The organism is Hyphomicrobium sp. (genome assembly GCF_036262015.1).
Taxonomy (GTDB): domain Bacteria; phylum Pseudomonadota; class Alphaproteobacteria; order Rhizobiales; family Hyphomicrobiaceae; genus Hyphomicrobium_C.
On the sequence record NZ_DATAJR010000008.1, the window covers coordinates 67,610 to 91,245 of the forward strand.

Sequence of the window (23,636 nt, forward strand, 5' to 3'; positions counted from 1 at the left end):
TTGGTAGCGCTTGTGACGATTTACTGAAATTGATAATACACAATGCTCTCATCAATTATTTCAATGGCATGCCAAAACAGATTATTAATCTAGATATCGATCTGTTGAGGACCTTCGTCGTCATCGCTACCGAAGGAAATTTTACGCGCGCAGCCGAGCGACTGATGAGGCAACAGTCGACGGTATCCTTGCAGCTGAAGCGTTTAGAATATGCACTTGGCCACCGGTTGATTGACCGTACACCGCGCTCGGTGGAATTGACGGCCGAGGGAGAAGCGGTGCTCCCTCATGCACAACGTATTCTCGACCTCAATGACGAGGTTGTGGCAATGACTCATGAGCCGCAGATGCAGGGTTTGGTTCGCCTGGGCACGCCCGAGCACTTTGCCACGCACAGGCTGCCGGATATATTAGCTCGCTTCGTCCAAGCGTATCCCAGTGTCGAGCTTGAGGTCACGTGCGACCTAACGCTCAACTTGCTGCGTGACTTCCGACACAAAAACTTCGAGATCATCCTGATTAAGCGTGAGCGCGCGAGCGGTTGCGAGGGCATCCGCGTCTGGCGGGAACCGCTCGTTTGGGTGACCGGCCTCCATGACTATGTTGGATCAAATACGCCCCTTCCCTTGGTCGTATCTCCTGAGCCGTGCGTGTACCGGAAGCGCGCGACTGAGGCCCTCAACCGAGCTCGAAGAACGTGGCGCATCGCCTATACCTGTGGGTCTTTGGCCGGGTCCATCGCTGCCATTCGGGCAGGCCTAGGCGTTGGGGTGCTTCCGAAGGACATGGTGCCGAGCGGTCTGCATGTAATTGATGGCGCTCCGCTACCAGATTTGAAAGATACCGAGATCGCCATGCTGTGCGCGCGAAAGCTATCGGCGCCCGCGACAAAACTGAGGGACCACATTGTTCGCTGTCTCGGCTGATCATTTGTCATCACAATGGTTCAGATGAGCACTATCAATTTCCGATCCAGTTCGGACGCAGCCATCTTGTAGGGACCGACTGGAATGGATGGATCTCAATGTACGCTCCGATAGCGCACCACATGGCCCCTCGTGGCTGGAATAACTTCGAACGTCACCCCTACGTCTCTTGCATTCCTGCAATTGCATCCGCCAATGGCAATGAGCGGGCGATAGCGCCGCCGTTTAGAAGGCATCTTGGGCTTCCCATCGTCATTTACGACTATGATGACAGTGAAAGTCCTCAGGCGTTCACCCGGTGTAGCTCGATGTTTGAGCTGGCGCTTGCTAAAGCGAAACTTGCCTGTGCGCGCAGCGGACGGAGGCTCGGCATCGGTAGCGAAGGAGGTTTCGCTGGAGAGGCGATCACCCAGATCATTGTGCTTTATGATCGGGAACGTGGCTCGTTTATCGCTGAGGCCGCTTCAATAGTTTCAAATTTCTGCGTGCGCGTGGACCCGGTCGGTGAAAGTCACCGCGACGATGCGTGCAAGCGCGGGCAATTAGTGAGCAGATTGCGCATTCAACCAGACGCGGTGCGGTTGTCACTTGTTCGAATCGCAACGACCCGGCTCACACAACGAGTTGCCAACATGCTCATCGCTTAGTGGATCTATCTTCCGAACAACATTTGTGTTGTGTGTCACTCGAACCGCACGCCAGCATCCGCTCCGCGCCGCCAGACCACCGTGCAAAGTCGGTCGAGTTTCTCCATTGACGAAATGAGACGGAATCGCTCGGGTGCGTTTGAATTCAAGACACGCACCCGAGCGCCGGTGGCCGACACGTCCCGAAACAAACAGGGCAATTCTTTCCCCTCGGCCACGATCAAACCTGCCTTATTGGTCGCTCGACGTGCCGCCGAACGGTCGCCGTTGGTCATAGGAGCTTCCTCGAATCTGATTTTCCTCTCCCGACCTTATCAGAAAGAAAACGCTTCACTTGGTGCTATTACTTTCTACTTAAGTATGAAAGCAGCATTTTAACTTTTTCAATCTAGCCTGCGTTAAATCTTAACGGCGGGCAACAATTATGTTTACTAACTCACTAAGGAAAATAAACGGCCATCTCCGGCCTTTTTTGGGCCTGCCGCTCGAAGTCGCAGCTGCCTTTGGTACCGCAGTATTTGCGGCGATGTCGCTCACTCGTACTGAGAATTTCGTATCCGCCATTTGGCCAGCCAACGGTATTCTCCTTGCTGGTCTCTTGCTGTCTAAGGACCGAGCCACGCGCCTTCGGGTTGCGGCACTCAGCTTCGCCGCAAATACCGTTGCAAGCCTCCTGCACGGGGAACTCCTCCTTCCCGCGGTCGGCTACAGCATTGCAAATAGCTCAGAGTGCTTACTTGCATTTTGGTTGCTGCGGGTTTTCGCGTTCAAGAATTTTACCGAGGTTGCGTCGTTCCTGAAATTTTGCGCAGTGAGCGGCATCCTTGCTCCCTTGCTGCCGTCAGCATGGGGTTCTCTCGTTATTTGGCAAACCTACTCTGTCCCCTTTTGGTCAGCCTGGAGTACGTGGTTCCCCGCGGATAGCCTCGGCCTTCTGATCGTGACACCAGTTTTTATGCTCGTCTCCGATCGGACTGCGGAGCGCAGGAGGATCAGACCTTCGCAGCTTCTCACCCACTATGGTCTACTCCTGACCGCGACGGTGATCGTTTTCTGTCAATCGCGCGCTCCGTTGCTGTTCCTGATCACGCCCTTCACCGCACTCATCGCCTTCCAGCTTGGTGTCCGCCATACTGCGTTTGCTGCTTTCATCGTGACGGCGCTGGCGGTTGCTTTCACCTACGCTGGCTTGGGTCCGGCGTCCCTGACGGTTGGCGCCGACGCGTCGATGAAGATCTCGGTCGTGCAGTTGTTCTGTCTCGTCAATCTCTTCATGTCCGTTACGATCGCGGCTGCGGTTTCTGAGCGGGATGAATACCGACGGCACTGGAAAGCTGCGTCGGAAGCCTCCCGGCGCGAGAAAGAAAAATTTTTTGCTGCGCTCAATTCGATGTCGCACGGCGTCTGCCTGTTCGATGACGCGCAGCGGATTGTGATGCGAAGCGACAGCTTCCTGCAGATTTATGACCTGTCTGCGGAGCAGGTCGTCGTCGGGCAATCGCTGGAGAGCTTAGTCTCCGCGTGCAACTTAGCCGGTATTGCACCTGAGAGCGCGAACACTTTGGATGCGCCGCTTGTGTGCACAGATTTTGACCAGCGCCTGACTAATGGTCGGTGTGTGCATGTCTCACAAAGGCCGATGCCCGATGGCGGTATGATCTGCACGTATACCGACGTAACCACTCAGCGGGACGCAGAAGATACGCTGCGCCACCGCACCCTCCACGATAGTTTGACGGGCTTGCCTAATCGGCGGAACCTCGTTGGGCAGCTACAGGCTGCCCTTTCTGCCCCGGAAGGGCCGGTGTGCACGGTCATGCTGGTGGACGTAGATCACTTCAAACAAGTCAACGACACGCTGGGTCACGCAGCCGGTGACCTGCTATTGGTGGAAGTGGCGAGCCGATTGCAGAACAATCTTCGAGATGGAGACCTGGTAGCTCGCCTCGGGGGCGACGAGTTTGCCATCTTGGCAGCTAATGCGGATCGGGCTGAAGGGGCTGCGCTCGCACAGCGCCTGCTTGACGAGGTTCGGAAGCCTATCGAGCTCGAGGGAAAAGTAATCTCTATCGGTCTTAGCATTGGCATATCTGTCTTACCTGCAGATGGAACCAACATCGATTCGATCCTGAAATCGGCCGACGCAGCACTGTATGTCGCCAAGCGCGGAGGTCGAAATCGATTTGCACTGTACGAAGCCTCGCAGGATGCAGAGGCGTCTTCGCATCGGATTGCTAGGCGCGATCTAAAAAATGCATTGAGCAACAACGAACTGTCTGTCGTGTACCAGCCATTCTTCTCACGTGACGGGAGTCTCGTCGGCGTCGAAGCGCTGGCGCGTTGGCGTCATCCAGTTCTCGGCGACATCCCACCGGCGGTTTTCATTCCGCTTGCTGAGCGCACAAAGCTTATCGATTCCATTGGCGATTGGGTCCTGGAAACAGCGTGCTCAGAAGTCGCGGCTCTCTCGGACCGGCTGAAGGTGGCCGTCAACCTCTCTAAGATGCAGCTTTCCGACGAAACATTTGTCGAGCGGCTTATCGCTATCCTGGACCGGACGGGTTTATCGGCAGCTCGGTTGGAGCTGGAAGTCACGGAATCGGCCGTATTTGAAAACAGCACCCTCGCGCTCTCTACCCTGCGTGCAATCCGCCAATTGGGCGTGAACGTCGCTATAGATGACTTCGGTGTGGGTACCTCCTCGCTCAGCTGTCTCAAGGAACTTCCCGTCGATCGCTTGAAGATTGACCGTGCCTTTATCCAGGATTTGGAAAACGATGACCGCTCCCGGGCCATCCTGGTAGCCATTACATCGATGGCCAGAGCGCTTGGTATTCGCACTACCGCGGAAGGTGTTGAAAATGGACCGCAGAAGGATTTGGTCACGTTGGCGGGCTGCGAAGAGCTACAAGGGTACCTTCTCGGCCGGCCCGGGCCGCTCGAGCAAATACTGGATTGCCGCCCGGCCAAATTGGCGTAAGTCACATCATCTCGGCAGTAGGTGCGGCTAGCCGGCGAGCGCGCGAGAGGCCCAAAAGATCATGCCTCCCAGCGCGAAAGCCGCGGCGCAGCTGAGAGCGATACCCGCAAGAATGACCGCGCCGTCGCGGCAGGCCAATCCAATCGCAATTAAAAAGACTGCCACTGCCGGAACGAAATTTCCGAACGGAATGGGAAGCGCGAGCATAAGTGCCATCAGCATGATGACGACACTTAACGCTTTTGAGGAGCCGGTGGTCGATAGAAACGGCAATCGATACTTCAAATACCGGTCCGCTACCCCACACCACGGCGAAAACCAATCAGATATTTTGAGCATGGTGGCGGTCGGCAGCCGAATGTTCGCGACCCGCTGAGGCAGACGTCCAAGCCGCCTGCCACGCTGTAGTTCGTAGGCAAGCACCAGCAGCACTAATCCGAAAACGGTGCCGACCGGCAAGCCCGGGCTGGGTATCATCGCCGGCACAGAAATCACGGCTATGGTAAGTGCCGCGCCCCGATCGCCAAGCATCTGATGAAGCTCGCCCAGCGTGGTGTCACGGTGCGTGGGAAGCCGGCGGAAGACGTCGTCCCACAAGGTCCGCAGACTCGCTTTAGAGCCGGGCTGTTCGGCCTGCTTATCGCAATGCGCAGGATGCATCTAGGTGGGCTTGAGCTGGGGAGAACCGGTCCGCCCGCGGTGGCTGCGCTTGCTTACAGAACCGGTGGCCGGGCGCTGTGCCGGTGCCCAAAACAGTCGATCAGTCGCCTCGAGGAGATCTACGGCGAGCGTCAGTACCGGCGCGACGATGAGGTACAAAACCTTGGTGTCCCAGGCGCAATCTCTCAGCTCTTTACGCGCGATCCAGACTGACCGGATTACGTACGTCGCGTGCACAGCAACGAGGGCATATGAAACCGACGTGAGCATGTTAGCAGCCTGCCTCTTTCGGACCGTTAGTCGAACTCTGTTTACTGTGGCTGAAGCGCTGTTGGCGCACCCTTATAATCGAATAAACAACGCCGCTTGTTATCAACGCCAGCGTGACGCCGAGCGAGATACTTGCAGGAAATTTTTCCCAGCCCATCAAGTCGGCGATAAAAATTTTAGACCCGATGAAAACTAGCACGAGCGCGAGGGCGTGCTTCAGATACCGGAATCTGTCAATCACAGCGGCCAACGCGAAGTAAAGCGCGCGAAGTCCGAGGATGGCAAAGATGTTCGAGGTGTACACGATGAAAGGATCGGTCGTAATCGCGAAGATCGCCGGCACGCTATCGACGGCAAAGATCAAGTCGACAACCTCGATAAAGACAAGTGCAAGCAAGAGTGGTGTTGCCCAGAGTTCCGCACGGCCGGTTTGCGGATTGGGCAATCGCACCAAGAAGCGCTCCTCATGCAGGTGAGGCGTTACGCGAAAGCGGTTCTGAATGAAGCGTAAGAAGCGGTTCGCACCGATGTCTGGCGACTGCTCTTCCACGAGCAGCATCTTGATACCGGTGGCTATTAAAAATGCCGCGAAGATGTAGAGGACCCACGCAAACTCCGCAACGAGCGCGGCACCCACGCCGATCATGATAGCGCGCAGGACGATAACGCCAAGGATGCCCCAAAAAAGTACGCGATGCTGATGCTGAGCAGGAATGGCGAAATAGGTAAAAATCAGGGAGATAACAAAGATGTTGTCCAGCGCCAGCGTCTTTTCGACCAAAAAGCCGGTGAAGTATTCAGAACCTGCCTGCGATCCGAGCTGATACCAAACCCAGCAGCCGAACGCGAGGCCCATGGCAATATAAAAGGCGCTCGTTATCAGACTTTCGTTGACGCCTATCGCTTTAGCCTTGCGATGGAATATCCCAAGGTCAAGCAAAAGCAATGAAAGGACCAGCGTAAAGAAGACCAGCCACATCCAGACCGGTGTGTCCAGCAAGGTTTCGAAGAGAAAATGCACGCCTGTTTGCCTTTTTCGAACGAACGGTCAGTGTTGCTTGTATCGCTGGTCGTGCAGTCTTTTTCTTCGGCGTTGAACCGTGAGCGCTATCGAAGCCGCTAACCGCTGTCGCACCGCGGTGGCAACGCGGTGAAGTTTATGGATCCGGCTCGCTGAAGCGCGCGGATTCTTGCCTTCACGGTCTATAATCCGACTGATGGCCTGCAGACGTTGCACCAAACGCGACACGTTGGGCATGTTGGCAATCATTAAGGTGGGATTAGCCTGCATGAGATGACCCGTTCGCTAGAGCGGTGCTGGGAATATGCGTGCTTCGATATGAATCGGTTCGATAAATATCCTCCAGCGCGCCGGGTGTGTTAACGCGCACCGCGAGATCGCGAAGGAGGCCATCCTCCAGCGAGTAGACAACTCCATGCACGGACAGAGGACGCCCTGAGGCCCAGGCATTCTGCACGATGGTGGTGTGGCAGACGTTCTTGACCTGCTCGATCACGTTAAGTTCGCACAGCCGATCTGCCCGCCCATGCTGGTCCTCGATGGAGTCAAGTTCCGCTTTATACATCCGATATATGTCTTTGATATTTCGCAGCCAGTTATCAATCAGGCCGTACTGTTTAGATCCACACGCCGCGTGCACACCGCCGCAACTATAATGTCCGCACACGATAATGTGCTCAATCTTCAAAACTTCGACTGCGAACTGGATCACGGACAAGCAGCTCATGTCGGTGTGCACGACCAGGTTCGCCACATTGCGATGTACGAAGACATCGCCGGGGGCGAGATCAAGGATCTGGTTTGCAGGCACACGGCTGTCAGAGCATCCGATCCAAAGATATTTGGGCGCTTGCCCTTGCGCCAAGCGGGAGAAATAGAGCGGATCAGCAGCGACCTGAGCGGATGCCCAGGCGCGATTTTTTTCAAATAGTCTGGCGAGCTCGGCCATGGCAGTTCTCCTGTCCCAATGGGGCCGACTAAGCAAGGTGCTCGCTTAGTCGGTACCAGCCGAGCCACTCGGTTCGTGACCTCGTAGCGTCCCTGGTATGGCGTCGGTGGATTTCGGGAGGACGCCTTGGCTATCGTCCGCACCGCTTTTTCCTGTCGCCTCGGACCCATAGACACCCAATTAAGCTTCAAACTGATTGGCGTCCAATTGAAAGCGTGCCACCATGCGATAGGAGTTTCCGATTAGTATTTGGGACCGCCTATGCCGACCCTCCGCCAGCTTGAATACCTTGTCGCGCTTGCTGAAACGAAGCACTTCCGCAGAGCTGCCGAACGAGTCAACACCACGCAGCCAACCTTAAGCGAGCAAATTAAATCTCTCGAGGAGCGGTTGTGCGTCCAGCTCGTCGAACGATCGACAGCTCGGGTGCTCCTCACTCCTATCGGCAATGAGGTCGTCGAGATCGCCAGAAGGATGTTGAAAGACGCCCGAGAGATACGCAATTTAGCGGCAAGTGACGCGAAAGGCTTGAGAGGGCTTCTCCGTCTGGGATTGCCGCCGACAATCGGGCCCTATCTACTTCAGCGAGCTGCACCCAAATTGCATCGCGCCTATCCCGCCTTGCGTTTGTACGTGCGCGAAGATCTTCCGCAGGTTCTACCCCGTTTGTTAGAGGAAGGCTTCCACGACGTCATCATTTGCCCGATGCCGATCAAGGGCGCGGAGATAGAGTCGGTTGTCTTGTTTCGGGAGCCCTTGTTGCTCACGGTTGGTTCTGACCACCCTCTAGCCGGCAAAAAGTCGGTCGCACTCGCAGACATTGAAGGACAGGACGTCCTGACCCTCGGACCAGGTCATCAACTTCATGATGCGGCGATTGAGCTTTGCAAGGCGAGCGGCGCTCGTTTGCGGTACGATTTCGAAGGCACGAGTCTGGATATGTTGCGTGAGATGGTCGTGATGGGCCTAGGGATAACGTTCATGCCGGGTTTATATGCCCGAAGCGAGCTTGCTCAAGATAAAGATGTTCGACTCTTAGAAGTTAGAGACCGCAGTTTGTTCAGAACTCTTGGCATGGCTTGGCGTAAATCGGCGTCGCGAACCGCCACCTTTATCGAGCTCGCAGATTTCTTTAAGGGCATGATCGAACCTGGGTTGGAGCGACGCCGGTAGTCACTGACACCTCGGTTCAAAAAGAGATTATGACGACAGGGCAACTTTAGCCGAAGCGCTCGACCGGTGCGGCGATTGGTAGAACCTCATGTGCACAGGTCATCGCCACAACTGGTCAGACTATTGGATCACAGCGGCGCCTCGCCGCTGACGCGTCGACGGGCCCTTGCGAGCGGAGCCACCGCCCCGCCTCGCTGCGCTCGCGGCGTCTCCGCCCTTTTGGGCTTCGGTCCCTGGCGCATAGAGCGAAGAATGAACGTCGTGAGATAATTTCCGTCCTCCCTTGCTGCAAACCAAGGAGTATCGCTCGCGATTGCGGCACCATTCAAATGAGTAACGTACGAGCGCCGCGCAATGGTGTATTCGCATTCGAAAACCTCAGCGCCGAGTTAGCGCCGTCGGGATCTTAGCGTTTTCATCACGCCTCCACCGAACGACAAACATTCGGCCAGGACGCATTTCCGATATGTCGATATCGCTCGCGCGAATAACTGCGGCATCGACACGCATTTCTTCGCCAGAGCCATTGGCGATGAATCCGAATCCGCGTTTACGATTGAACCACTTAACACGCCAGACGCCTCCGCCTTCCGGCCTTGCGCTGTCGTCCCAATCGGGCTCAATCCATTCCACGTTCATTGGCTGCGCTTGCAGAGGTGTCACTGCAGCGCACGAGCCGCCTGCGAGAAGCCCGAACAATGTTCTACGAGAGATCATTCGTTTCTCCTGTCAGTGAGGAGAATAGGTGATGCGCTGACTGTGGCGGATTTTGCGTCGCTGTCCCCAGCCGATCGCAAGCTGGGCGCTCCATATAATTAGCGAGGAGCGCGCGACAAACAGTGCGAGATGCAGCAGGCCACGGCCAGCGGGGCATCGGGCGGTCTGTCTCTGACCGCCCTCCACTCTCAAAGGCCTCCGAACATTCCGGAGGGCTCCGCTTGTGCTTGCTATCTCGCCAATCCCATCTCGGCGGAAGAGTAAATGCGGCCCGTCTCGGATAGCCGAGTAGTGCTCTGCGCTTTGCTCAACCAGGGCGGAAAAGGATTAGGAGCAATGTCTAGTTCCGTTTCGTCGCCCTTGCAGCGCGCGTTTTCCATCGCGAAGTAACGAGTATCCATGTGGCGCACACGTTCGGCCACAACAGTGCCGCCCACCTCATTCCTGGTGCACGACGTAGAGCTTGGGGCATCTTCGGGCCCGTCTTGAGAAGGACATGCAGTGCCTCCCGACTAAGGCCGCGTAGTTGCTGGCTACCAATGCCACTCGGAGGGGAACCTTGAAGCCGAACTCCTTAAGGGCACCCTGCAGGAATCCTGCGATAGCCTCCGGCCCCAAATCAGTCTCGCTCATCGCTTTACCCTTTCTTCTTCCGCTTCCGCGTCTCCTTCCGCATCATCCACCGCTCCTCGATGCTGTAGATGCGATCACGTAGCTTATATCCAGCCGCGACGTCGTACGTCGCTGTGGTACTCACCTCCAGCAAGGAGGGATGCTGAATCATCGCATCTTGTAGAGAGCTCAATGAGTTCGGGCTCGCTGCAGTAGACGTTGGGAATGATTCTGAGGGTTGTGAAGCTGTCGCGCCGCAACGCGATCATAGCGACGACCTCCCTGCGGCAATTATACGATCCGATGATCGGGCGTTTGCCATAGGTGCCCATTACGATCTCCGCCACGCAATCTTCGGTCAGACTCGAGTCGAGATCATCGAACGGGCGTGCCCTCGTCATCGCATCGAAGTACACATGTAATGCTTCAGGCAGCATCGATGCGTCCGCCATCAGCTCTTCCCCTTCTTCGGCCGTTTAGTCTTGTCTCGAAACTCCTTCACGAGCGGCAGGATAGTTGCGCTCTCGTGAAGCCGCGGATCATCGAGCATCCGGCGCTGGGCCACTGGCGGCAGCAACTCGAAGATGACCGCTAAGTGGATGTCGGCATATCCGCGGTTGCCTACCACCTCTTCCAACGTCGTGCCAAATATCTCGAACGCTTCGAGCATGCCGCTCTGCATGCCCATTGCCATCTTCTCGATCTCGTCCCACTGGGTGGCAAGCATCTCCCGGCGGATATCGTCGCCGCTCCTGCGCACCACTTGCGGCTTTCTTTTCTTTGCAGGCTTCCTCGCCATCCGGGTACTCCCTGCACAACGTAGTGCAAATGTGAATGCACGTTCACTGATATTCGATTTGACTCACTCTCTTCACAAGCCGTTTTTTCTCCGCGCGTTGGTTTTGTTGCGCGAGCCGGCCCTGTCGTGTCGAACAAGCACCTCGTGTTTCCGGCCGGTGTCCCCCGCTGGACTTTTTCTCTTCTAGCGCACAAGCGGTATTTACCGTCCGAGACCGCGGTGCTCGGACAGCAGTCGCACCGAGGCCACCAGCCGTATTCCGTAGTAGCGGTTCCCGAACTTGCGGATGGATCCGCGGATCTCCCGCGCATCGCGCACCATGTCGAATGCGTGCTGGAAGGCTTTCAATCCGAGATCGTCGCCGCCGACGCTTGTGCACCACGCCGCGTAATCCGTGTGTAGGTGCGCGAGCTGGATCGCAGGACCACCCACGGCCGGCTCGGTCCGCTCCGCCATCCATCGCGCGACGTGCTCCGGCGCGCCGAAGCTCGCCGTGGCCGGACGCAGCGCGCCACGGCTGGCAAGGGCACGCTCTGTCGCGGCATAGCTTCCCTTCCCTATGTCGCGCGTTCCGTCCGCGAATGCGACGATCGCCGCGGGGCCAATCGCGGAGATGACCTCGATGAGCAGCGCGAAGGCGAGCGGGAAACCGAAGCTGATGTCGCGCACACTCAGCTGGTTACCGGAAAGCCACGCGAGCAGTTCGGCAGCTGGATCGGCCGGGAGGATAGCGCCGCGGTGGCGCAAGGGAGCAAGGACATCACGAATCTCGGCCGCCCGAGATTGCAAACGACCAGCCTCTTGCGCGTCAGCCCGCTCCTCCCTCAGGCGTGCGACGTCGAGACATGCGTCCGCCGTCGCTCGTTCATGCCGCGTGCAATTAACCGACACCGTGCCGACCGTGCCGCGGATGCGATCGCCAATCCATACCGGACGAGACAGCACTGCCGCGATCGACGCGTCGACCTGTGCGACCGTCCGCGATGAGAGGCCTGAGAGTTTGAGCTCGATATCCGCAATTTCCCGAACCGCAGCGGCGTACGCGTCAGCGTCCGTCGCGCGATTGCCAATGAGGGTAGTGCGATCTTGGGCATAGACGCCGATGGCGCCGACCATCCCCCATGCAAAGCACAGCGACCACGCGGGAAACAGGAGCGCGGCCAGACGTCTGCGTTGCGCGCGCCACAGCCCGCTGATGAGGATGAGACCGGATACTTTCCAAAGATCGGCCGCGACGTTCGCCCACCCGAAAACCTGCGCCTTCTCAGGGCTTTGCCCGAAACCATACCCGAACAGAAAGTTCGCGCGTAACGAGACGGCAATCATGCCGGCCGTCGCAACGCCCAAGACGATGATGACCGCCCAACGCACCGCCCGAGTGCCTGCGCTGGCGATCATCGGGAGTTCAGACCGCCGTGCTCGCGCTCATAGAGATCGACCATGTGATAGAGCATCGCTAGGAGGGTGATGCTGTCGCGCGCCGCGAGCTGCTTGATGCGGCGCTTCATGCTCCGCGGCACTTTGAAGTTCAGCTGGGCCATGTCATCGGCCGCAGCCATCGGGATCGGGTCGATCCCATTGCTAGTCCGCGTTGCATTCCCTGATTGAAGGGGATTACTTACATTGCTGCCCTTGCCAACCCATGCACCAAGGACTTTTCCAACGTCATCACGACTCATGATCTCCTGTTCCTCGCGCCGCCCGCGGTAGGCCAACGCATCATCCACCTGCCCGTCACCGGATGGAGAACATCCGGCGTCCGCGAGAGCGCACGGTTTTTGCCACCATGTTTTTCGAGAAGAAGCCGACGTGTACCGTACTAGCCATCGGCATCCTTGTACTGCACCGGCAAGAAATCCGGAATACGGGATAGGGTAGAAAGATAGATTCTGATGAACGCTACGAAGTGCAGCGATCTGCGCAAACGCGCGGAGCACAGACGAGCGAGCGTAGGATTCAGCGCAGAATCCTACCCTTATACGGATTGACGGATACGAGACGCGACCGTATCCGTCACATGCATGCGCATGATCTCGAAAAAGGACCTACGGGCCCTTGTCCTCTACTCTCCCGCACACATCGACCGACTGGAGAAGAAGGGCCTCTTCCCCAAACGGGTCCAGCTCGGTCCGTGCCGCGTCGGCTGGGTCGAAGCGGAGGTCCAGGCCTGGCTCGAAGCCCGCGCCAAGGACAGGAAGCGCACCGCACTCCCGCAAGAGGCGTAACACCTCGCCCTCCAGAAGCAGGAGGGCAGAACGCATCTCGTCGAGATACCGATGTCGGTTATAGATCCTCGCCAGCGGCGTGAGACTTTCAGCTGTGCTGCCGGTGATATGGTTGAGCAACCGCTCGACCACGTACGGCGCAGTGCCCATACCGGCCATCATGGTGGCGCCCGTTCGCCTCAGGTCGTGCAAGCGGAAATCAACACCGCAGTCTCGACGTAAGCTCGCCATGCACTTCGACCAGCCGCTGAATACGCGATCGGGCTTGCCACGCGCGGGAAACAACAGACCTTCGCGATCCGGCAACAACGACATGACATACGGTGTCAGTGGGACGGCATGCTCCTGGCGGTTCTTGGTAATCTCCTTCGGCAGCACCATCAGTCTCTTGTCGCGATCGATCCACTCTGACCGAAGGCCTGCGATTTCGCCACGGCGCTGACTGGTCAGAAGCAGGAGCAGTGCCATGATTCCGAAGCTGCTCGAGAGGTCTAAGGTGTGCAGAATTGCGAGGAGTTCATCGCGAGCCAGCACGCGGTCCCGAGCTTTGCGACGGAATGGGAGCGCAAGGGACTGCATGGGATTGTTCGCAAGGTACCCACGTCGTATCGACCAGCGGAGGAAGACGCGAACGACTGCAAAGGCGTTGTTGGCTTCTCCCGATGTCCGCACGAGCCCGTCGATCACCCCGGCCACATGGCTTCGGGTGATCTCGTGCATCAGCAAGTTCTTCCATGCCGGAGCAAAGTGCTTCCGGAGTACACGCTCCCAGTCACGTGACGTCGAGTTCTTCTTTTCGGAAAGATGGACGTCGATGAATTGCTCGAGGGCGTTAGAAAACGGGACGACCGTTACGTCGGAGTCTAGCCGTGCGACCGTTGCCGCGAGTATCAGCCGGCGCGCCTCGGTGCGCGCGACGTGGAGGTTCATCGTGGGGTAGCGCCCGATCGTCAGACGCCGCCGCTCTTCGCCGATCATCACGGTCCATGCTTTGATCTGCTCGCCGACACGTAGCCCGAAACCAGGCAGTGTGCGGTCCCAATATGTGACCTGCTTTCCGGGATGAGCCTTGGCCGTGCGCGCAACGATGTCGGTCAGTTGAACGATAGGCATAGCTAGTCTCTCCATAGTCTCTCGAACCCATCGCGTAGGGGTGCAGAGCCATGCGAGCCTATGGTGGTGGCAGCGACCTATTTGTTCAATGATCGAAAAGGGTTGGGAGGATCTATGCTCATCTATGATGAAGGTAGATTGGCGCGCCCGAAAGGATTCGAACCTCTGACCCCCAGATTCGTAGTCTGGTGCTCTATCCAGCTGAGCTACGGGCGCGTTTTGCCGATTTTATGTGCCGAATCAAGGATCGGCGGGAACCTTCGGGCGACGCGGGGCCGCCTTCAGTCCGGCAAGGGGGCAACTCCTAATATGAGAGCCGCGCAAGTGCAAGGGGCTTCAGCGACATAGGGTGTGAGGCAAGGAGCTGCGGGGGCCGGGAGTGGGCAATAGGCAGTAGGGGCCAGCGCGCTAGCGGACGGCTCGGTCGGGTAGCTCGATCAGGAAGGTGGCGCCGACACCCGTGTCGAGCAGTTCAAGCTTGCCTCCGTGGACGCCCACCAGCTCGGATGCAATGGCGAGGCCGAGCCCAGACCCGTCTTTGCGCGTGGACGCCTGGAAGGCGCGGAAGAGGTTCTCGCGCACACGCGGCGGAACGCCTGGGCCGTTGTCCGACATCTCGATAAACACCTTGCGGCCGTCCCGCCAAGCTTTGACGCGGATCTCGCCGTCAGTGCGGTCGCCCTGGCTCTCGATGGCCTGCACCGCATTGCGCGTGAGGTTGCTCAGGACACGGAATAGATGCTCGTGGTCCACGTCAATGAGGAGCTGATCGTCGACGTCGGTCGTCCAGGCGATGCGGCCCTCGCGCGGAAGGCCGAAGCCCTCAGCGACTTCTTCGAGCAGCGGCTTCAGGCGCATCAGCTCGCGGCGGGGCTCTGCTTCCTCGGCACGGCCGAAGCGCAGCGACGAGTTGCAGAAGTTGATAGCGCGATCGAGCGAGGCGATGAGCTTGGGTGCGAACTGCTGCACGGTCGGATCTGGAATGGCGGTCAGGCGATCCGAGATCAACTGGGCGTTGGCCAGCATGTTGCGCAGGTCGTGGCTGATCTTGCTGACGGCGAGGCCGAGCTGCGCCAGGCGGTTCTTCTGGATGAGGGCCTGGGTGAGCTGGCGCTGCATGTGGGCGAGCTCGCGCTCGGCGGTGCCGATTTCGTCGGCGCGCCCGGAGGGCGTGATGATACGGCTCGCGTCCTCGGGGTTCTCGCCGAAACGCAACATGTTGCGCGAAATGCGCATCATCGGGCGCACAAGCAGCGCGCTGATGGCGAAATAGACGAGCGCAGCCGTGATCAGCGAGATCATGATCGAGAGATAGACGATGTTCATGCCGTAGCTGACCATGGCCCGCTTGAGCGGTTCTTCCGGCAGCACGACCTCGATCACGTCGTCGTAGCGGGGGCCGAGGAAGCCGACGATACGGATCACACGATCGTCGGGTGCGAAGAAGAGAGAGATGGCGTCTCGGATCTGCGAGATACGGAGCGCGAGATCCTCTCCGAGGGTCATGTTCGGCGGCTGGCGCAGGTCGAAATGCTCGTCGATCGAGATTTCGGTGACGGGCGGCAGAACGAGGCGGCGGGCGCCGCCGCGGCGAATGGCGATGGCGCGGACAAGGGCGGTCCGCGTCAGCTCGTTGCGGAGCGCGGGAGGGACGTTGCGGCCAGGCACGGCTTCCGCCGCGAGCGCGGCCACGTTGGCGGCCGTCAGCCGGTCATTGAGCCAGCTGATGCGGTAATTCGAGATCGACGGCAGGAAGATGAGGATTTCCGCCAGCATCACGAAGATGGCGGTGAGCACGAGCAGCTTCGCGGGCAAACCGATGCGTAGCCAGCCGTTCTTCAGCGCGGCTGCACGTTCGCGCAGCCACGGCCAGACGGCCAACGCATGTTTCTCCGTCGTTTCGATCACACGCTCGTTCATATCGAGGGGCATGCCGCTCACACAGTGCCGGCCCCCTGTCCCACGTCGGCCCTGCTTCAACGCCTTCGCGGGAGAAGGCCTAGCTTTGATTCTGGCACTTCGCGACCCGCATGTCACCCATGGGACGCGGCAAACCCCGTCCGATCAACGGACATAGTCAAGGGGCGAATGTCCCGGATATATGGGGCGATCAGCTGGGCTAACCAAGCCTTGCAAGGAAATCGATGAGCTTACGGATTTTCGGCTTTGACGGCAGCGCCGTGAATTGGCGTATGGCCGCGCGCTTCCCAACCTCTCCGAACGTGGGATAGGGCGCAATGTAGCTGGTCATGGCCTTGATCGGGAGGCGCTGGGAGACGGCGAGCGACCAGATGTTGATCAGCTCGCTCGCTCCGGCGCCAATGATGGTTGCGCCGAGGATGCGGCCGCTCTTGCTGGTCACGACCTTGATGTGTCCGCGCGTCTCGTGCTCGGCTTGAGCGCGGTCGTTCTCTGTGAACGGCCAGCGCAGGACGTTGACCTTGTGCTTTGCGGCGCGGGCCTCGTCTTCGGTCAGGCCGACATGAGCCAGCTCTGGATCGGTGAAGGTCACGCGCGGGATGAGGGCAGGATCGAACTTGGACGGCAGCCAGAACAGGGCCCGGCGCAGGACAATCTCAGCTTGGTAGCTCGAGGCGTGGCTGTACTGGGGCCCTCCGATCACATCGCCGATTGCGTAGATGCGGCGGTTGGACGTTCGGAGGCCGCGATTGACGGCTATTCCTTCACGCCCGAATTTGATGCCGGCGGCGGCGAGATTGAGATCCGACACGTTGGGGTTGCGGCCGGTTGCGAACAGGAGGTGCGAGCCGTCTACCGTCTCGGTGCCTTGCTCGGTCGAGATGTGGACCCGTACGAAACCGGCCATGCTCTCGATACGTTCGACGCGTGCGCCTTCGCGAATATCTATTCCGCTACTGCGCAACATAGTCATCAGGAGCGCCACCCCTTCGGGGTCCTCGTTGCCGAGCGCGCGTCCGGCTTCAAGAACGGTCACGCGGCTGCCGAGCCGGAGGTGGGCTTGTGCGAGTTCGAGTCCGATGGGGCTGCCCCCGACGACAATGAGATGGGGGATCTTGCGGTCGACGTCGAAAATAGTTTCGTTCGTATAGTAGGGGCACGTGTCGAGGCCGGGAATTGCCGGGATGGCCGGCGACGATCCCGTCGCAATGACGAAACGGCGTGCGGTGATGCGGTAGTCGCCGGCGAGCAGCGTGCGTTTATCGAGGAAACGGGCGGCGCCGAGGATCACGCGAATGCCGAGCCCCGTGAAGCGCTCGACCGAGTCGTTCGGGGCGATAGCCGAAATCACGCCTCTGACGTTGGCCTGCACGGCGCGATGATCAATCTGCGGCTCAACGGATGCGATGCCGAATTCGGATGCGGTGCGCATCGCGTGCGCGCGCTTCGCGGACGCCAGCAATGCCTTCGAGGGAATGGATCCGACGTTGAGGCTGGCCCCGCCCATCTTGTGCTTTTCGACCAGCACGACCTTGCGCCCGAATGTGGCGGCCAAAGTTGCGACCGTCAGGCCGCCGGAGCCGGCGCCGATGACGCAGATGTCAGCTTTCAACGGCTCGCCCGCGAGCACAGCGGTGCCGCTCGCTGCTCCGCTGCCCGGTTCGGCACTCTCGGCAGGCGCGGATGCGGGTCTCGGTTGGGTCATCGGGAGGCTCCAGGACCAGCCATGTTAACGATGTTGGGCCAGGAGCATTCCTCGGTATTCGTCGCGTTGGCAAGGCATTCGCGGCGGCCAAGAGGCAAGGATCACAGTTCGTATTGGTGCTTGCAGCCGCAACGCGTTAGGAAGGCGCGAGCTTTCGCCATTCCGGGCCTCGTTGTGGCATGTCAATTGACTTCGCGTGCCGTGCAACCTATAAGCCCATCATCCCATCAAGATCAGCCCTGGATGGCGGGTTTCGCCGTGGCCGGGCTTGTTCGTGTTACGAATTTCGACTGGAGTTATTGCCGTGAAACGGACCTATCAACCGAGCAAGCTCGTCCGCAAGCGTCGCCACGGGTTCCGCGCTCGCATGCGGACCGCCGGTGGCGTGAAGGTCATCGCGCGCCGCCGTTCGAAGGGCCGCAAGCGCCTTTCGGCCTAGCACGACTTTTGGTGCGCGACGCGGCGGTTGCCCGCACAGCGGGAGGCTTCGTCGTGCCGACGGTTGCGACGCTCAAGAAAAGAGCTGAATTTCTGAGGCTTAGAGGGGGCGCGCGTTTTGCGACGCCCTCTTTCGTTCTGGAAACGCGTCCGCGCTTGAATGTCCGCGACGTGGCACCGGCAGCGGGTCCCCGTTTCGGTTTCACCGTAACGAAGAAGCTCGGGAAAGCGGTGGTGCGCAACCGTATCCGCCGCCGGCTAAAGGCCGCGGTCGCGCTCGTGGCCCCTGGCCGCGCACACTCCGAACACGACTATGTGCTCGTCGCCCGGCCGGCTGCGTTCGACAGGGCGTTCCCGGACGTCAAGAAAGACCTTGAACGGGCTCTGCAACGCGTGCATCACCCTGCGGCGGCCGGAAAAGGGCAGGGTAGCTGATGCGTTTCGCTGAGCCGCGCCCAAATCGCCCATATCCCTGCACGCCACCCGGGATGTAAGAGAGCCAGTCTGAATTTTTGCGGGCCGCCCGTCGGCGTACACGGTGGTCCGCATCCTCCGAGGATTTCATGAGCCAGCGCCCCAACGACCAAAAGAACCTCCTCATCGCCGTCGCCCTCTCGATGGCCGTGATGCTGGGTTGGCAGTTCTTCTACGCCGGGCCGCAGATGAAGGCTCAACATGAAAAGGCGCAGCGCGAACGCGTTGCGCAGCAGGAGGCCGAAAAGGCCAAGGAGGGAACGACTGCGGCGCCAGCTACGCCAGGCGCGACGCTGCCCAATGTTCAGCCGAAGGATACGCTGTCGGCCGCACCATCGGGTACACGGTCGGAGGTTCTTGCGCGGTCTCAGCGCGTTCCCATCGAGACGGCGTCGCTCCAGGGCTCAATCTCGCTCAAAGGCGGTGTCATCGACGACCTGGTCCTGTTGAGGTACCGCGAGACTGTCGATCCCAAGAGCCCGAACGTCGTCCTCTTCTCGCCGCTCGGCGCGCCGAACGCCTATTTCGCAGAGTTTGGCTGGCACGGTGCGGCACGGGGACAGACTGTGGTTCCCGATAGCGAGACGATCTGGACGGCTGACGCCGGCGCCAAGCTTACGCCGACGACGCCCGTGACCCTGACCTGGGACAACGGACAGGGCCTCAAGTTCCGCCGCACGCTCGCGGTCGACGAGAACTACATGCTCACGGTGAACGAGGAGGTGGAGAACACCACGTCGGGCGACGTTGTGCTCACGCCTTATGGCCGTCTCTATCGTTTCGGAACCCCGCACACGTCGGGGTATGCCGTTCTGCATGAAGGCCTGATCGGTGTTCCCGGCGACGCAGGGCTGCAGGAGATTTCCTACAAGTCCGTGCTCGAGGACGGTGGCGGGAAGACGTTCGAAGGCAAGACCGGCGGCTGGCTCGGCATCACGGACAAGTATTGGGCGGCCACGCTCATTCCGGATCAGAAGGCAACGTACGCCGGTAGCTTCCGCGGCCAGCGTCCGGGTCCCAACTCCCCCGAGATCTTTTGGACCGACTACCAGATCGGCGGCGTTGTCGTGCCTGCGGGCGGCAAGCAGATGACCGAGGGCCGGCTCTTTGCTGGCGCCAAGCAGGTCAGGCTCATCGAGGACTACGAGGCGTCGCTCGGCATTATGAAGTTCGAGCTGCTGGTCGATTGGGGCTGGTTCTATTTCATTACGAAGCCGCTCTATTATCTCATCGACTGGCTCTACGGCATTCTTGGCAACTTCGGCCTCGCGATCCTCGCTGTGACGGTGATCGTGAAGGGGCTGTTCTTCCCGCTCGCCAATAAGAGCTACGAGAGCATGGCGAAGATGAAGAAGCTGCAGCCGCAGATGGAGCAGCTCCGCGAACGCTACAAGGACGACAAGGCCAAGCAGCAGCAGGAGCTGATGGCCCTCTATCAGAAAGAGAAGATCAATCCGCTCGCCGGCTGCTTGCCGATCCTCGTGCAGATCCCGGTCTTCTTCGCGCTCTACAAGGTGCTGTTCGTCTCGATCGACATGCGGCACGCGCCGTTCTTCGGCTGGATCCGCGATCTTTCAGCGGCTGATCCGACGTCGATCTTCAATCTCTTCGGCCTCCTGCCGTTCGCTGTTCCGGAGTTCCTGCATATCGGCGTCTGGCCGATCATCATGGGCCTCACGATGTGGTTCCAGATGCAGCTCAATCCGCCGCAGCCGGATCCCGTGCAGCAGCAGATCTTCTCGTTCATGCCGTTGCTGTTCACGTTCCTTCTGGCAGCGTTCCCGGCGGGCCTCGTGATCTACTGGGCCTGGAATAACATCCTGTCGATTGCGCAGCAGTGGTACATTTCCCACAAGCAGGGCGCGGATGTTCACCTCGTCGCCAATCTCAAGCGCACGTTCGCGTCCATCGGGCGACTGTTCGGGCGACGAACCGAGTCCAAGGGATAGCGGGATGACCGACGCGGCGCTCTTCACGCCCGAGGATCTTGAGGCGGGTGAGCGTCTGGTTCTTCGGCCCTGGCAGTTCGTGAAGGGCGTTGTCGCTCTCGACGGACTGCCGGACGACGGCTGGACGGAGGTGGCGTTCGCTGGCCGCTCCAACGTCGGCAAGTCGAGCCTCATCAATGCCATGGTGCGCCATGGCGGGCTTGCGCGCACCTCGAACACGCCGGGGCGCACACAGGAGCTCAACTTCTTCAAGCCATATGAAGACAAGCTCTATCTCGTGGACATGCCCGGCTACGGCTTCGCGAAGGCGCCAAAGGACAAGGTCGAGACCTGGACGGCGCTCATTCGCGCCTACCTCGCCGGGCGCCCCACGTTGCGGCGTGTCTTCGTGCTGGTCGACAGCCGCCATGGGATCAAGCCGCCGGACCGGGACATCATGAAGATGCTCGACACGACGGCCGTGCCCTACCAGATCGTTCTGACGAAAGGCGATAAGATCACGGTGCCGGAACTTGCAGCCGTAAAGGCGAAGACGGAAACGGAACTGTCGTCTCATCCGGCGGCCTTCCCGATCGTTCTCACGACGTCGTCGGAGAAGGGATCGGGGATGGAAGATCTACGCGCGACGATCGCTGCGCTGTTGCGCGCCTAACCTAAAAGTGCCGCGCGCCAGATCGCGCATTTCTGTTCGAAGCTGCGCGCTGCGTGGGCCGGGCTTGTCGAGGGCACGACGCAGACCTCGACATGTGCGGGGCAGTGCCGGGCGGCGTACTTTTTGAACGTTGCTGCAGCTTTGCCGCCGTTGAGACCGACGCGCGCGATGCGGCGGTGCTCGGCGAAGAAGGTTTCGAAATCGTTCGGGACTTCGGCGCGAATGTCGCTGTCGAGGCTGCCGGGACGGACGCAGGATGACAGCACATCCCAAAGCGCAATGCCGCGTGCGCGCAGGATCCGTTCTCGCTCCTCGTAGGGCTTGTCCGGCCCAGCACCAACGAGCTCGCCCATGATGCGCCAGAACGCGTTATGCGCGTGTGCATAGTACTGCCCGGCAGCAAGCGAGGCCGCGCCGGGCATGCTGCCCAGGATGAGAAGGCGTGCGTCGGAGGTTGCTATCGGCGCGAAACTGCAAACGATGCTGTCTGCCTTGTCCGCGGGGCTCAACCGCAGCCGGCGCGCGATGCCGTCAGGTGCCAAAGTATTTTGCCGCCAAAAGCTGCAGGATTACGTAGCCGGTCTCGCCGAACTTGGCGAGCAGGCCGCCGATCACAGCGGCTGCGATCCATCCTGCCCAACGCGCAAACGTACGTGCATAGTTGATCGCGACTTTCACGTCGATCGTTTGATCGGGAAGCGCCGTTTCGGCCGTTACGCCGTCGGCACCCACCGTCCGAGCCGAGACGATGAGCTGGAGCTGGCGGCGACCCCGGCCGCGCGGCGTCACGGTCCATCGCCAGCTCGCAAAATCGTCGTTGCCAAAACCGAGGACGTTCTCGATCCACTGCGTCTCGGGAGACCGGTTCTCGATCGAAAATCCACCGTCCGGCGCACGTAACCTGACCGACATGGCTTTCGTCACGACGACCTCATGGCGGAACGCCGCGCCGCCGCCTTGCAGACCCTCGGCAAGTGCCTTGACGTCGGCGCGTGCGATACGCGCCTCGACCACGACGGGTACGCCCATCCGCATTTTGCGAGGGATGTTCTCGACGAGCTGTCCTGCCTCGATCAGGGGCCAGGAGCCGACAAATGGGCCTGTCGCGCCGCGTCGACGATCGGGGTTTTGTGGGGGTGCTGCTCGAGCGGCGGTGGGCGGCGGCGCGTCTTGGCGCAGCGTTCCGGGCGGCGGGGAAGATGGGGGCGGTGCGGCGTACGGCGACGGCTGAGCAGGCGCTTCCGGCGACTGCATCGGCTGGGGTGGCCGCGACCAGCGCGTCGGCTCTTCGGATGGGTCTGGGCGCTCGTTGCCGTACGATCCATAGCCGTCGGAAGGTTCGGGAGCGCGTGGGGTCATGCGTCCGCCGACGGGGTTCTCGCGCCCAAGCGCAGGATCGGGCGCCGGAGCCGGCATCCGTTGTGACGGAGGGCCGCCAAGATCGGGATAGTTGGCACGGGGAAGTGGCGTGGGGGCTCCTTCTGAAGGAGGCGGGGCGGCAACTTCCGTGTTTTCTGTGCGGGTTTGCAGCCGTTCCCGTGCCGATGCCAGGATTTCCTCAGTGGTGGCCGGGCGGGAGAAATCTACGGGTTGGGGCTCGCGCGCCTGCGGCGCAGGGTGTGGCGCAGGCGGATTTTGCGGCAACGGCTGCTGAGCCTGAGGAGCCATTGGCTCGTACTGTGGTCGAGGCGGCTGAGGCTGCGGTTGATGTGGAGGCTGATGCTGTTGAGGCGCGGGCGGCATCGGGGCCGGAGAAGGGGGAGGAGCGGACGCACGCTGGAGCGCGCGAATCGCCTCCTCGAAGGTCAGGCCCTGGACCCGCAGCAGGTTTGCAGCCGTGCTTTTCCCGTCTCCTACGATGGCCGCAAGCACGATTGCGCCGTTGATCTCGCGGCGGCGGCCCTGGCGCGCCGCGACGGCTGCAGCCTCGAGAATTCGCCGCAAGTCGTTGGAAATGGCAATCGTCTGGTTGCTGGCGTGGTCGATTCGGTCATCCGAGCGGCCCAGGAAATCCGAGACTTCGGCGGTCAGGCGGGCAAGGTCGATATTGCTGGCCTTGAGCACCACAGTCGCTTCGGGATCTTCGGCGAGGGCCAGCAGAAGGTGCTCGAGCGTCACTTCGCGGTGCGACTGCGCCGTCGCATAATCGGCCGCACGCGTCAGCGTCGCCGTGAGGTACGGCGACATGGGTATCCTACCAAGCTCGTCGACGATCATCGTCGTCATTCAGGCGTCCTCTCGGGGCGTGTCCCCGGCCGATCAAACGTCGCGGCTCCCAGTCTCGGACTTTGCCGCCCGGAACCCTCGACGGATCGAATCTGTCATGCGGGATATGACGTTATGATGAGGGCCCGAACAAGGTTGGACCTCCATCCCCAATAACTCAACGCGTAATCTTGGCGCGCG

Annotated in this window: 22 protein-coding genes, 1 tRNA gene and 1 pseudogene; 9 read left to right on the forward strand and 15 right to left on the reverse strand. The window is 60.0% G+C overall.

What is annotated here, in order from left to right; all coding sequences use genetic code 11:
• Positions 1–29: 29 nt before the first annotated feature.
• Together VHO05_RS09020 and VHO05_RS09025 are read left to right on the forward strand one after the other, a co-directional pair.
• On the forward strand, positions 30–926 hold the full coding sequence (locus VHO05_RS09020) for a LysR family transcriptional regulator (protein ID WP_329646257.1): 897 nt from the start codon (positions 30–32) through the stop codon (positions 924–926).
• Positions 927–1,048: 122 nt separating this feature from the next.
• Positions 1,049–1,573 (forward strand): hypothetical protein, encoded by a 525-nt coding sequence (locus tag VHO05_RS09025; protein WP_329646258.1) that lies wholly within the window; start codon positions 1,049–1,051, stop codon positions 1,571–1,573.
• A gap of 35 nt (positions 1,574–1,608) precedes the next feature.
• Here the strand turns inward: VHO05_RS09025 and VHO05_RS09030 are convergent, their stop codons facing one another.
• Positions 1,609–1,848, reverse strand: coding sequence for a PilZ domain-containing protein (locus VHO05_RS09030; protein ID WP_329646259.1), 240 nt, complete (start codon positions 1,846–1,848; stop codon positions 1,609–1,611).
• Between the two features lie 149 nt (positions 1,849–1,997).
• On the opposite strand from VHO05_RS09030, the gene VHO05_RS09035 reads away from it, so the two are divergent.
• Complete coding sequence (locus VHO05_RS09035) at positions 1,998–4,553, forward strand: bifunctional diguanylate cyclase/phosphodiesterase (protein WP_329646260.1); 2,556 nt, start codon at positions 1,998–2,000, stop codon at positions 4,551–4,553.
• Positions 4,554–4,580: 27 nt separating this feature from the next.
• Here the strand turns inward: VHO05_RS09035 and VHO05_RS09040 are convergent, their stop codons facing one another.
• From VHO05_RS09040 to can, 4 genes are all read right to left on the reverse strand, one after another.
• On the reverse strand, positions 4,581–5,213 hold the full coding sequence (locus VHO05_RS09040) for an exopolysaccharide biosynthesis protein (protein WP_329646261.1): 633 nt from the start codon (positions 5,211–5,213) through the stop codon (positions 4,581–4,583).
• Positions 5,214–5,483 carry a hypothetical protein gene (locus VHO05_RS09045; protein WP_329646262.1) on the reverse strand — a complete coding sequence of 90 codons (270 nt, stop codon included), beginning with the start codon at positions 5,481–5,483 and terminating at the stop codon, positions 5,214–5,216.
• Between the two features lies 1 nt (position 5,484).
• Positions 5,485–6,462, reverse strand: a complete 978-nt coding sequence (locus tag VHO05_RS09050; protein WP_329647498.1) for a TerC family protein — start codon at positions 6,460–6,462, stop codon at positions 5,485–5,487.
• 301 nt (positions 6,463–6,763) lie between these two features.
• The gene (gene can / locus VHO05_RS09055; RefSeq protein WP_329646263.1) at positions 6,764–7,453 is read right to left on the reverse strand and encodes a carbonate dehydratase; all 690 of its coding nucleotides are present in this window, start codon (positions 7,451–7,453) and stop codon (positions 6,764–6,766) included.
• Between the two features lie 261 nt (positions 7,454–7,714).
• On the opposite strand from can, the gene VHO05_RS09060 reads away from it, so the two are divergent.
• A complete protein-coding gene (locus tag VHO05_RS09060; RefSeq protein WP_329646264.1) occupies positions 7,715–8,626 on the forward strand; it encodes a hydrogen peroxide-inducible genes activator in 912 nt (303 codons plus the stop codon).
• A 1,433-nt stretch (positions 8,627–10,059) separates the two neighbouring features.
• On the opposite strand, the gene VHO05_RS09065 is transcribed toward VHO05_RS09060, so the two are convergent.
• The 4 genes from VHO05_RS09065 to VHO05_RS09080 all read right to left on the reverse strand — a co-directional run bounded on the left by VHO05_RS09065 (position 10,060) and on the right by VHO05_RS09080 (position 12,481).
• Positions 10,060–10,407 carry a hypothetical protein gene (locus VHO05_RS09065; protein WP_329646265.1) on the reverse strand — a complete coding sequence of 116 codons (348 nt, stop codon included), beginning with the start codon at positions 10,405–10,407 and terminating at the stop codon, positions 10,060–10,062.
• Entirely contained in the window at positions 10,407–10,754 is a 348-nt protein-coding gene (locus VHO05_RS09070) for a hypothetical protein (protein WP_329646266.1), read from the reverse strand. Before VHO05_RS09070 ends, VHO05_RS09065 begins: the two co-directional genes overlap by 1 nt.
• 201 nt (positions 10,755–10,955) lie before the next feature.
• On the reverse strand, positions 10,956–12,152 hold the full coding sequence (locus tag VHO05_RS09075; protein WP_329646267.1) for a hypothetical protein: 1,197 nt from the start codon (positions 12,150–12,152) through the stop codon (positions 10,956–10,958).
• Positions 12,149–12,481: a hypothetical protein gene (locus VHO05_RS09080; protein ID WP_329646268.1), complete on the reverse strand. Its 333-nt coding sequence runs from the start codon at positions 12,479–12,481 to the stop codon at positions 12,149–12,151. The genes VHO05_RS09075 and VHO05_RS09080 overlap by 4 nt, the downstream gene beginning before the upstream one ends.
• Positions 12,482–12,781: 300 nt before the next feature.
• Here VHO05_RS09080 and VHO05_RS09085 point away from each other — a divergent pair, with 300 nt between their 5' ends.
• Positions 12,782–12,979: a helix-turn-helix transcriptional regulator gene (locus tag VHO05_RS09085; protein ID WP_329646269.1), complete on the forward strand. Its 198-nt coding sequence runs from the start codon at positions 12,782–12,784 to the stop codon at positions 12,977–12,979.
• Between the two features lie 102 nt (positions 12,980–13,081).
• Here VHO05_RS09085 and VHO05_RS09090 read toward each other — a convergent pair.
• The 4 genes and pseudogenes from VHO05_RS09090 to VHO05_RS09105 all read right to left on the reverse strand — a co-directional run.
• Positions 13,082–14,107: pseudogene (locus VHO05_RS09090) on the reverse strand (tyrosine-type recombinase/integrase); the annotation flags it as partial.
• 124 nt (positions 14,108–14,231) lie between these two features.
• Positions 14,232–14,308: transfer RNA gene (locus tag VHO05_RS09095), tRNA-Arg, on the reverse strand.
• Between the two features lie 192 nt (positions 14,309–14,500).
• The gene (locus VHO05_RS09100) at positions 14,501–16,024 is read right to left on the reverse strand and encodes a HAMP domain-containing sensor histidine kinase (protein ID WP_329647499.1); all 1,524 of its coding nucleotides are present in this window, start codon (positions 16,022–16,024) and stop codon (positions 14,501–14,503) included.
• A 187-nt stretch (positions 16,025–16,211) separates the two neighbouring features.
• Positions 16,212–17,717, reverse strand: a complete 1,506-nt coding sequence (locus tag VHO05_RS09105; protein ID WP_329646270.1) for a dihydrolipoyl dehydrogenase family protein — start codon at positions 17,715–17,717, stop codon at positions 16,212–16,214.
• A 304-nt stretch (positions 17,718–18,021) separates the two neighbouring features.
• Here VHO05_RS09105 and rpmH point away from each other — a divergent pair, with 304 nt between their 5' ends.
• The 4 genes from rpmH (at position 18,022) to yihA (ending at position 21,230) form a co-directional block, all read left to right on the forward strand.
• Complete coding sequence (gene rpmH, locus VHO05_RS09110; RefSeq protein ID WP_329646271.1) at positions 18,022–18,156, forward strand: 50S ribosomal protein L34; 135 nt, start codon at positions 18,022–18,024, stop codon at positions 18,154–18,156.
• A 53-nt stretch (positions 18,157–18,209) separates the two neighbouring features.
• Entirely contained in the window at positions 18,210–18,590 is a 381-nt protein-coding gene (gene rnpA, locus VHO05_RS09115; RefSeq protein ID WP_329646272.1) for a ribonuclease P protein component, read from the forward strand.
• Positions 18,591–18,718: 128 nt separating this feature from the next.
• Positions 18,719–20,578 (forward strand): membrane protein insertase YidC, encoded by a 1,860-nt coding sequence (yidC, locus tag VHO05_RS09120; protein ID WP_329646273.1) that lies wholly within the window; start codon positions 18,719–18,721, stop codon positions 20,576–20,578.
• A 4-nt stretch (positions 20,579–20,582) separates the two neighbouring features.
• Positions 20,583–21,230, forward strand: a complete 648-nt coding sequence (yihA, locus tag VHO05_RS09125) for a ribosome biogenesis GTP-binding protein YihA/YsxC (protein ID WP_329646274.1) — start codon at positions 20,583–20,585, stop codon at positions 21,228–21,230.
• Here yihA and VHO05_RS09130 read toward each other — a convergent pair.
• Both VHO05_RS09130 and VHO05_RS09135 read right to left on the reverse strand, forming a co-directional pair.
• On the reverse strand, positions 21,227–21,772 hold the full coding sequence (locus tag VHO05_RS09130; protein ID WP_329646275.1) for a DNA-deoxyinosine glycosylase: 546 nt from the start codon (positions 21,770–21,772) through the stop codon (positions 21,227–21,229). The genes yihA and VHO05_RS09130 overlap by 4 nt on opposite strands.
• A complete protein-coding gene (locus tag VHO05_RS09135) occupies positions 21,762–23,456 on the reverse strand; it encodes a Clp protease N-terminal domain-containing protein (protein ID WP_329646276.1) in 1,695 nt (564 codons plus the stop codon). Before VHO05_RS09135 ends, VHO05_RS09130 begins: the two co-directional genes overlap by 11 nt.
• Positions 23,457–23,636: the final 180 nt, after the last annotated feature.

What these genes read in the sequence shown, in the direction of transcription:
- VHO05_RS09025 (WP_329646258.1), top strand. Translation starts at nt 1,049, where the DNA reads ATGGCCCCTCGTGGCTGGAATAACTTCGAACGTCACCCCTACGTCTCT.
- VHO05_RS09030 (WP_329646259.1), bottom strand. Translation starts at nt 1,848, where the DNA reads ATGACCAACGGCGACCGTTCGGCGGCACGTCGAGCGACCAATAAGGCA.
- VHO05_RS09035 (WP_329646260.1), top strand. Translation starts at nt 1,998, where the DNA reads ATGTTTACTAACTCACTAAGGAAAATAAACGGCCATCTCCGGCCTTTT.
- VHO05_RS09040 (WP_329646261.1), bottom strand. Translation starts at nt 5,213, where the DNA reads ATGCATCCTGCGCATTGCGATAAGCAGGCCGAACAGCCCGGCTCTAAA.
- VHO05_RS09045 (WP_329646262.1), bottom strand. Translation starts at nt 5,483, where the DNA reads ATGCTCACGTCGGTTTCATATGCCCTCGTTGCTGTGCACGCGACGTAC.
- VHO05_RS09050 (WP_329647498.1), bottom strand. Translation starts at nt 6,462, where the DNA reads ATGTGGCTGGTCTTCTTTACGCTGGTCCTTTCATTGCTTTTGCTTGAC.
- can (WP_329646263.1), bottom strand. Translation starts at nt 7,453, where the DNA reads ATGGCCGAGCTCGCCAGACTATTTGAAAAAAATCGCGCCTGGGCATCC.
- VHO05_RS09060 (WP_329646264.1), top strand. Translation starts at nt 7,715, where the DNA reads ATGCCGACCCTCCGCCAGCTTGAATACCTTGTCGCGCTTGCTGAAACG.
- VHO05_RS09065 (WP_329646265.1), bottom strand. Translation starts at nt 10,407, where the DNA reads ATGGCGGACGCATCGATGCTGCCTGAAGCATTACATGTGTACTTCGAT.
- VHO05_RS09070 (WP_329646266.1), bottom strand. Translation starts at nt 10,754, where the DNA reads ATGGCGAGGAAGCCTGCAAAGAAAAGAAAGCCGCAAGTGGTGCGCAGG.
- VHO05_RS09075 (WP_329646267.1), bottom strand. Translation starts at nt 12,152, where the DNA reads ATGATCGCCAGCGCAGGCACTCGGGCGGTGCGTTGGGCGGTCATCATC.
- VHO05_RS09085 (WP_329646269.1), top strand. Translation starts at nt 12,782, where the DNA reads ATGATCTCGAAAAAGGACCTACGGGCCCTTGTCCTCTACTCTCCCGCA.
- VHO05_RS09100 (WP_329647499.1), bottom strand. Translation starts at nt 16,024, where the DNA reads ATGCCCCTCGATATGAACGAGCGTGTGATCGAAACGACGGAGAAACAT.
- VHO05_RS09105 (WP_329646270.1), bottom strand. Translation starts at nt 17,717, where the DNA reads ATGACCCAACCGAGACCCGCATCCGCGCCTGCCGAGAGTGCCGAACCG.
- yidC (WP_329646273.1), top strand. Translation starts at nt 18,719, where the DNA reads ATGAGCCAGCGCCCCAACGACCAAAAGAACCTCCTCATCGCCGTCGCC.
- yihA (WP_329646274.1), top strand. Translation starts at nt 20,583, where the DNA reads ATGACCGACGCGGCGCTCTTCACGCCCGAGGATCTTGAGGCGGGTGAG.
- VHO05_RS09135 (WP_329646276.1), bottom strand. Translation starts at nt 23,456, where the DNA reads ATGACGACGATGATCGTCGACGAGCTTGGTAGGATACCCATGTCGCCG.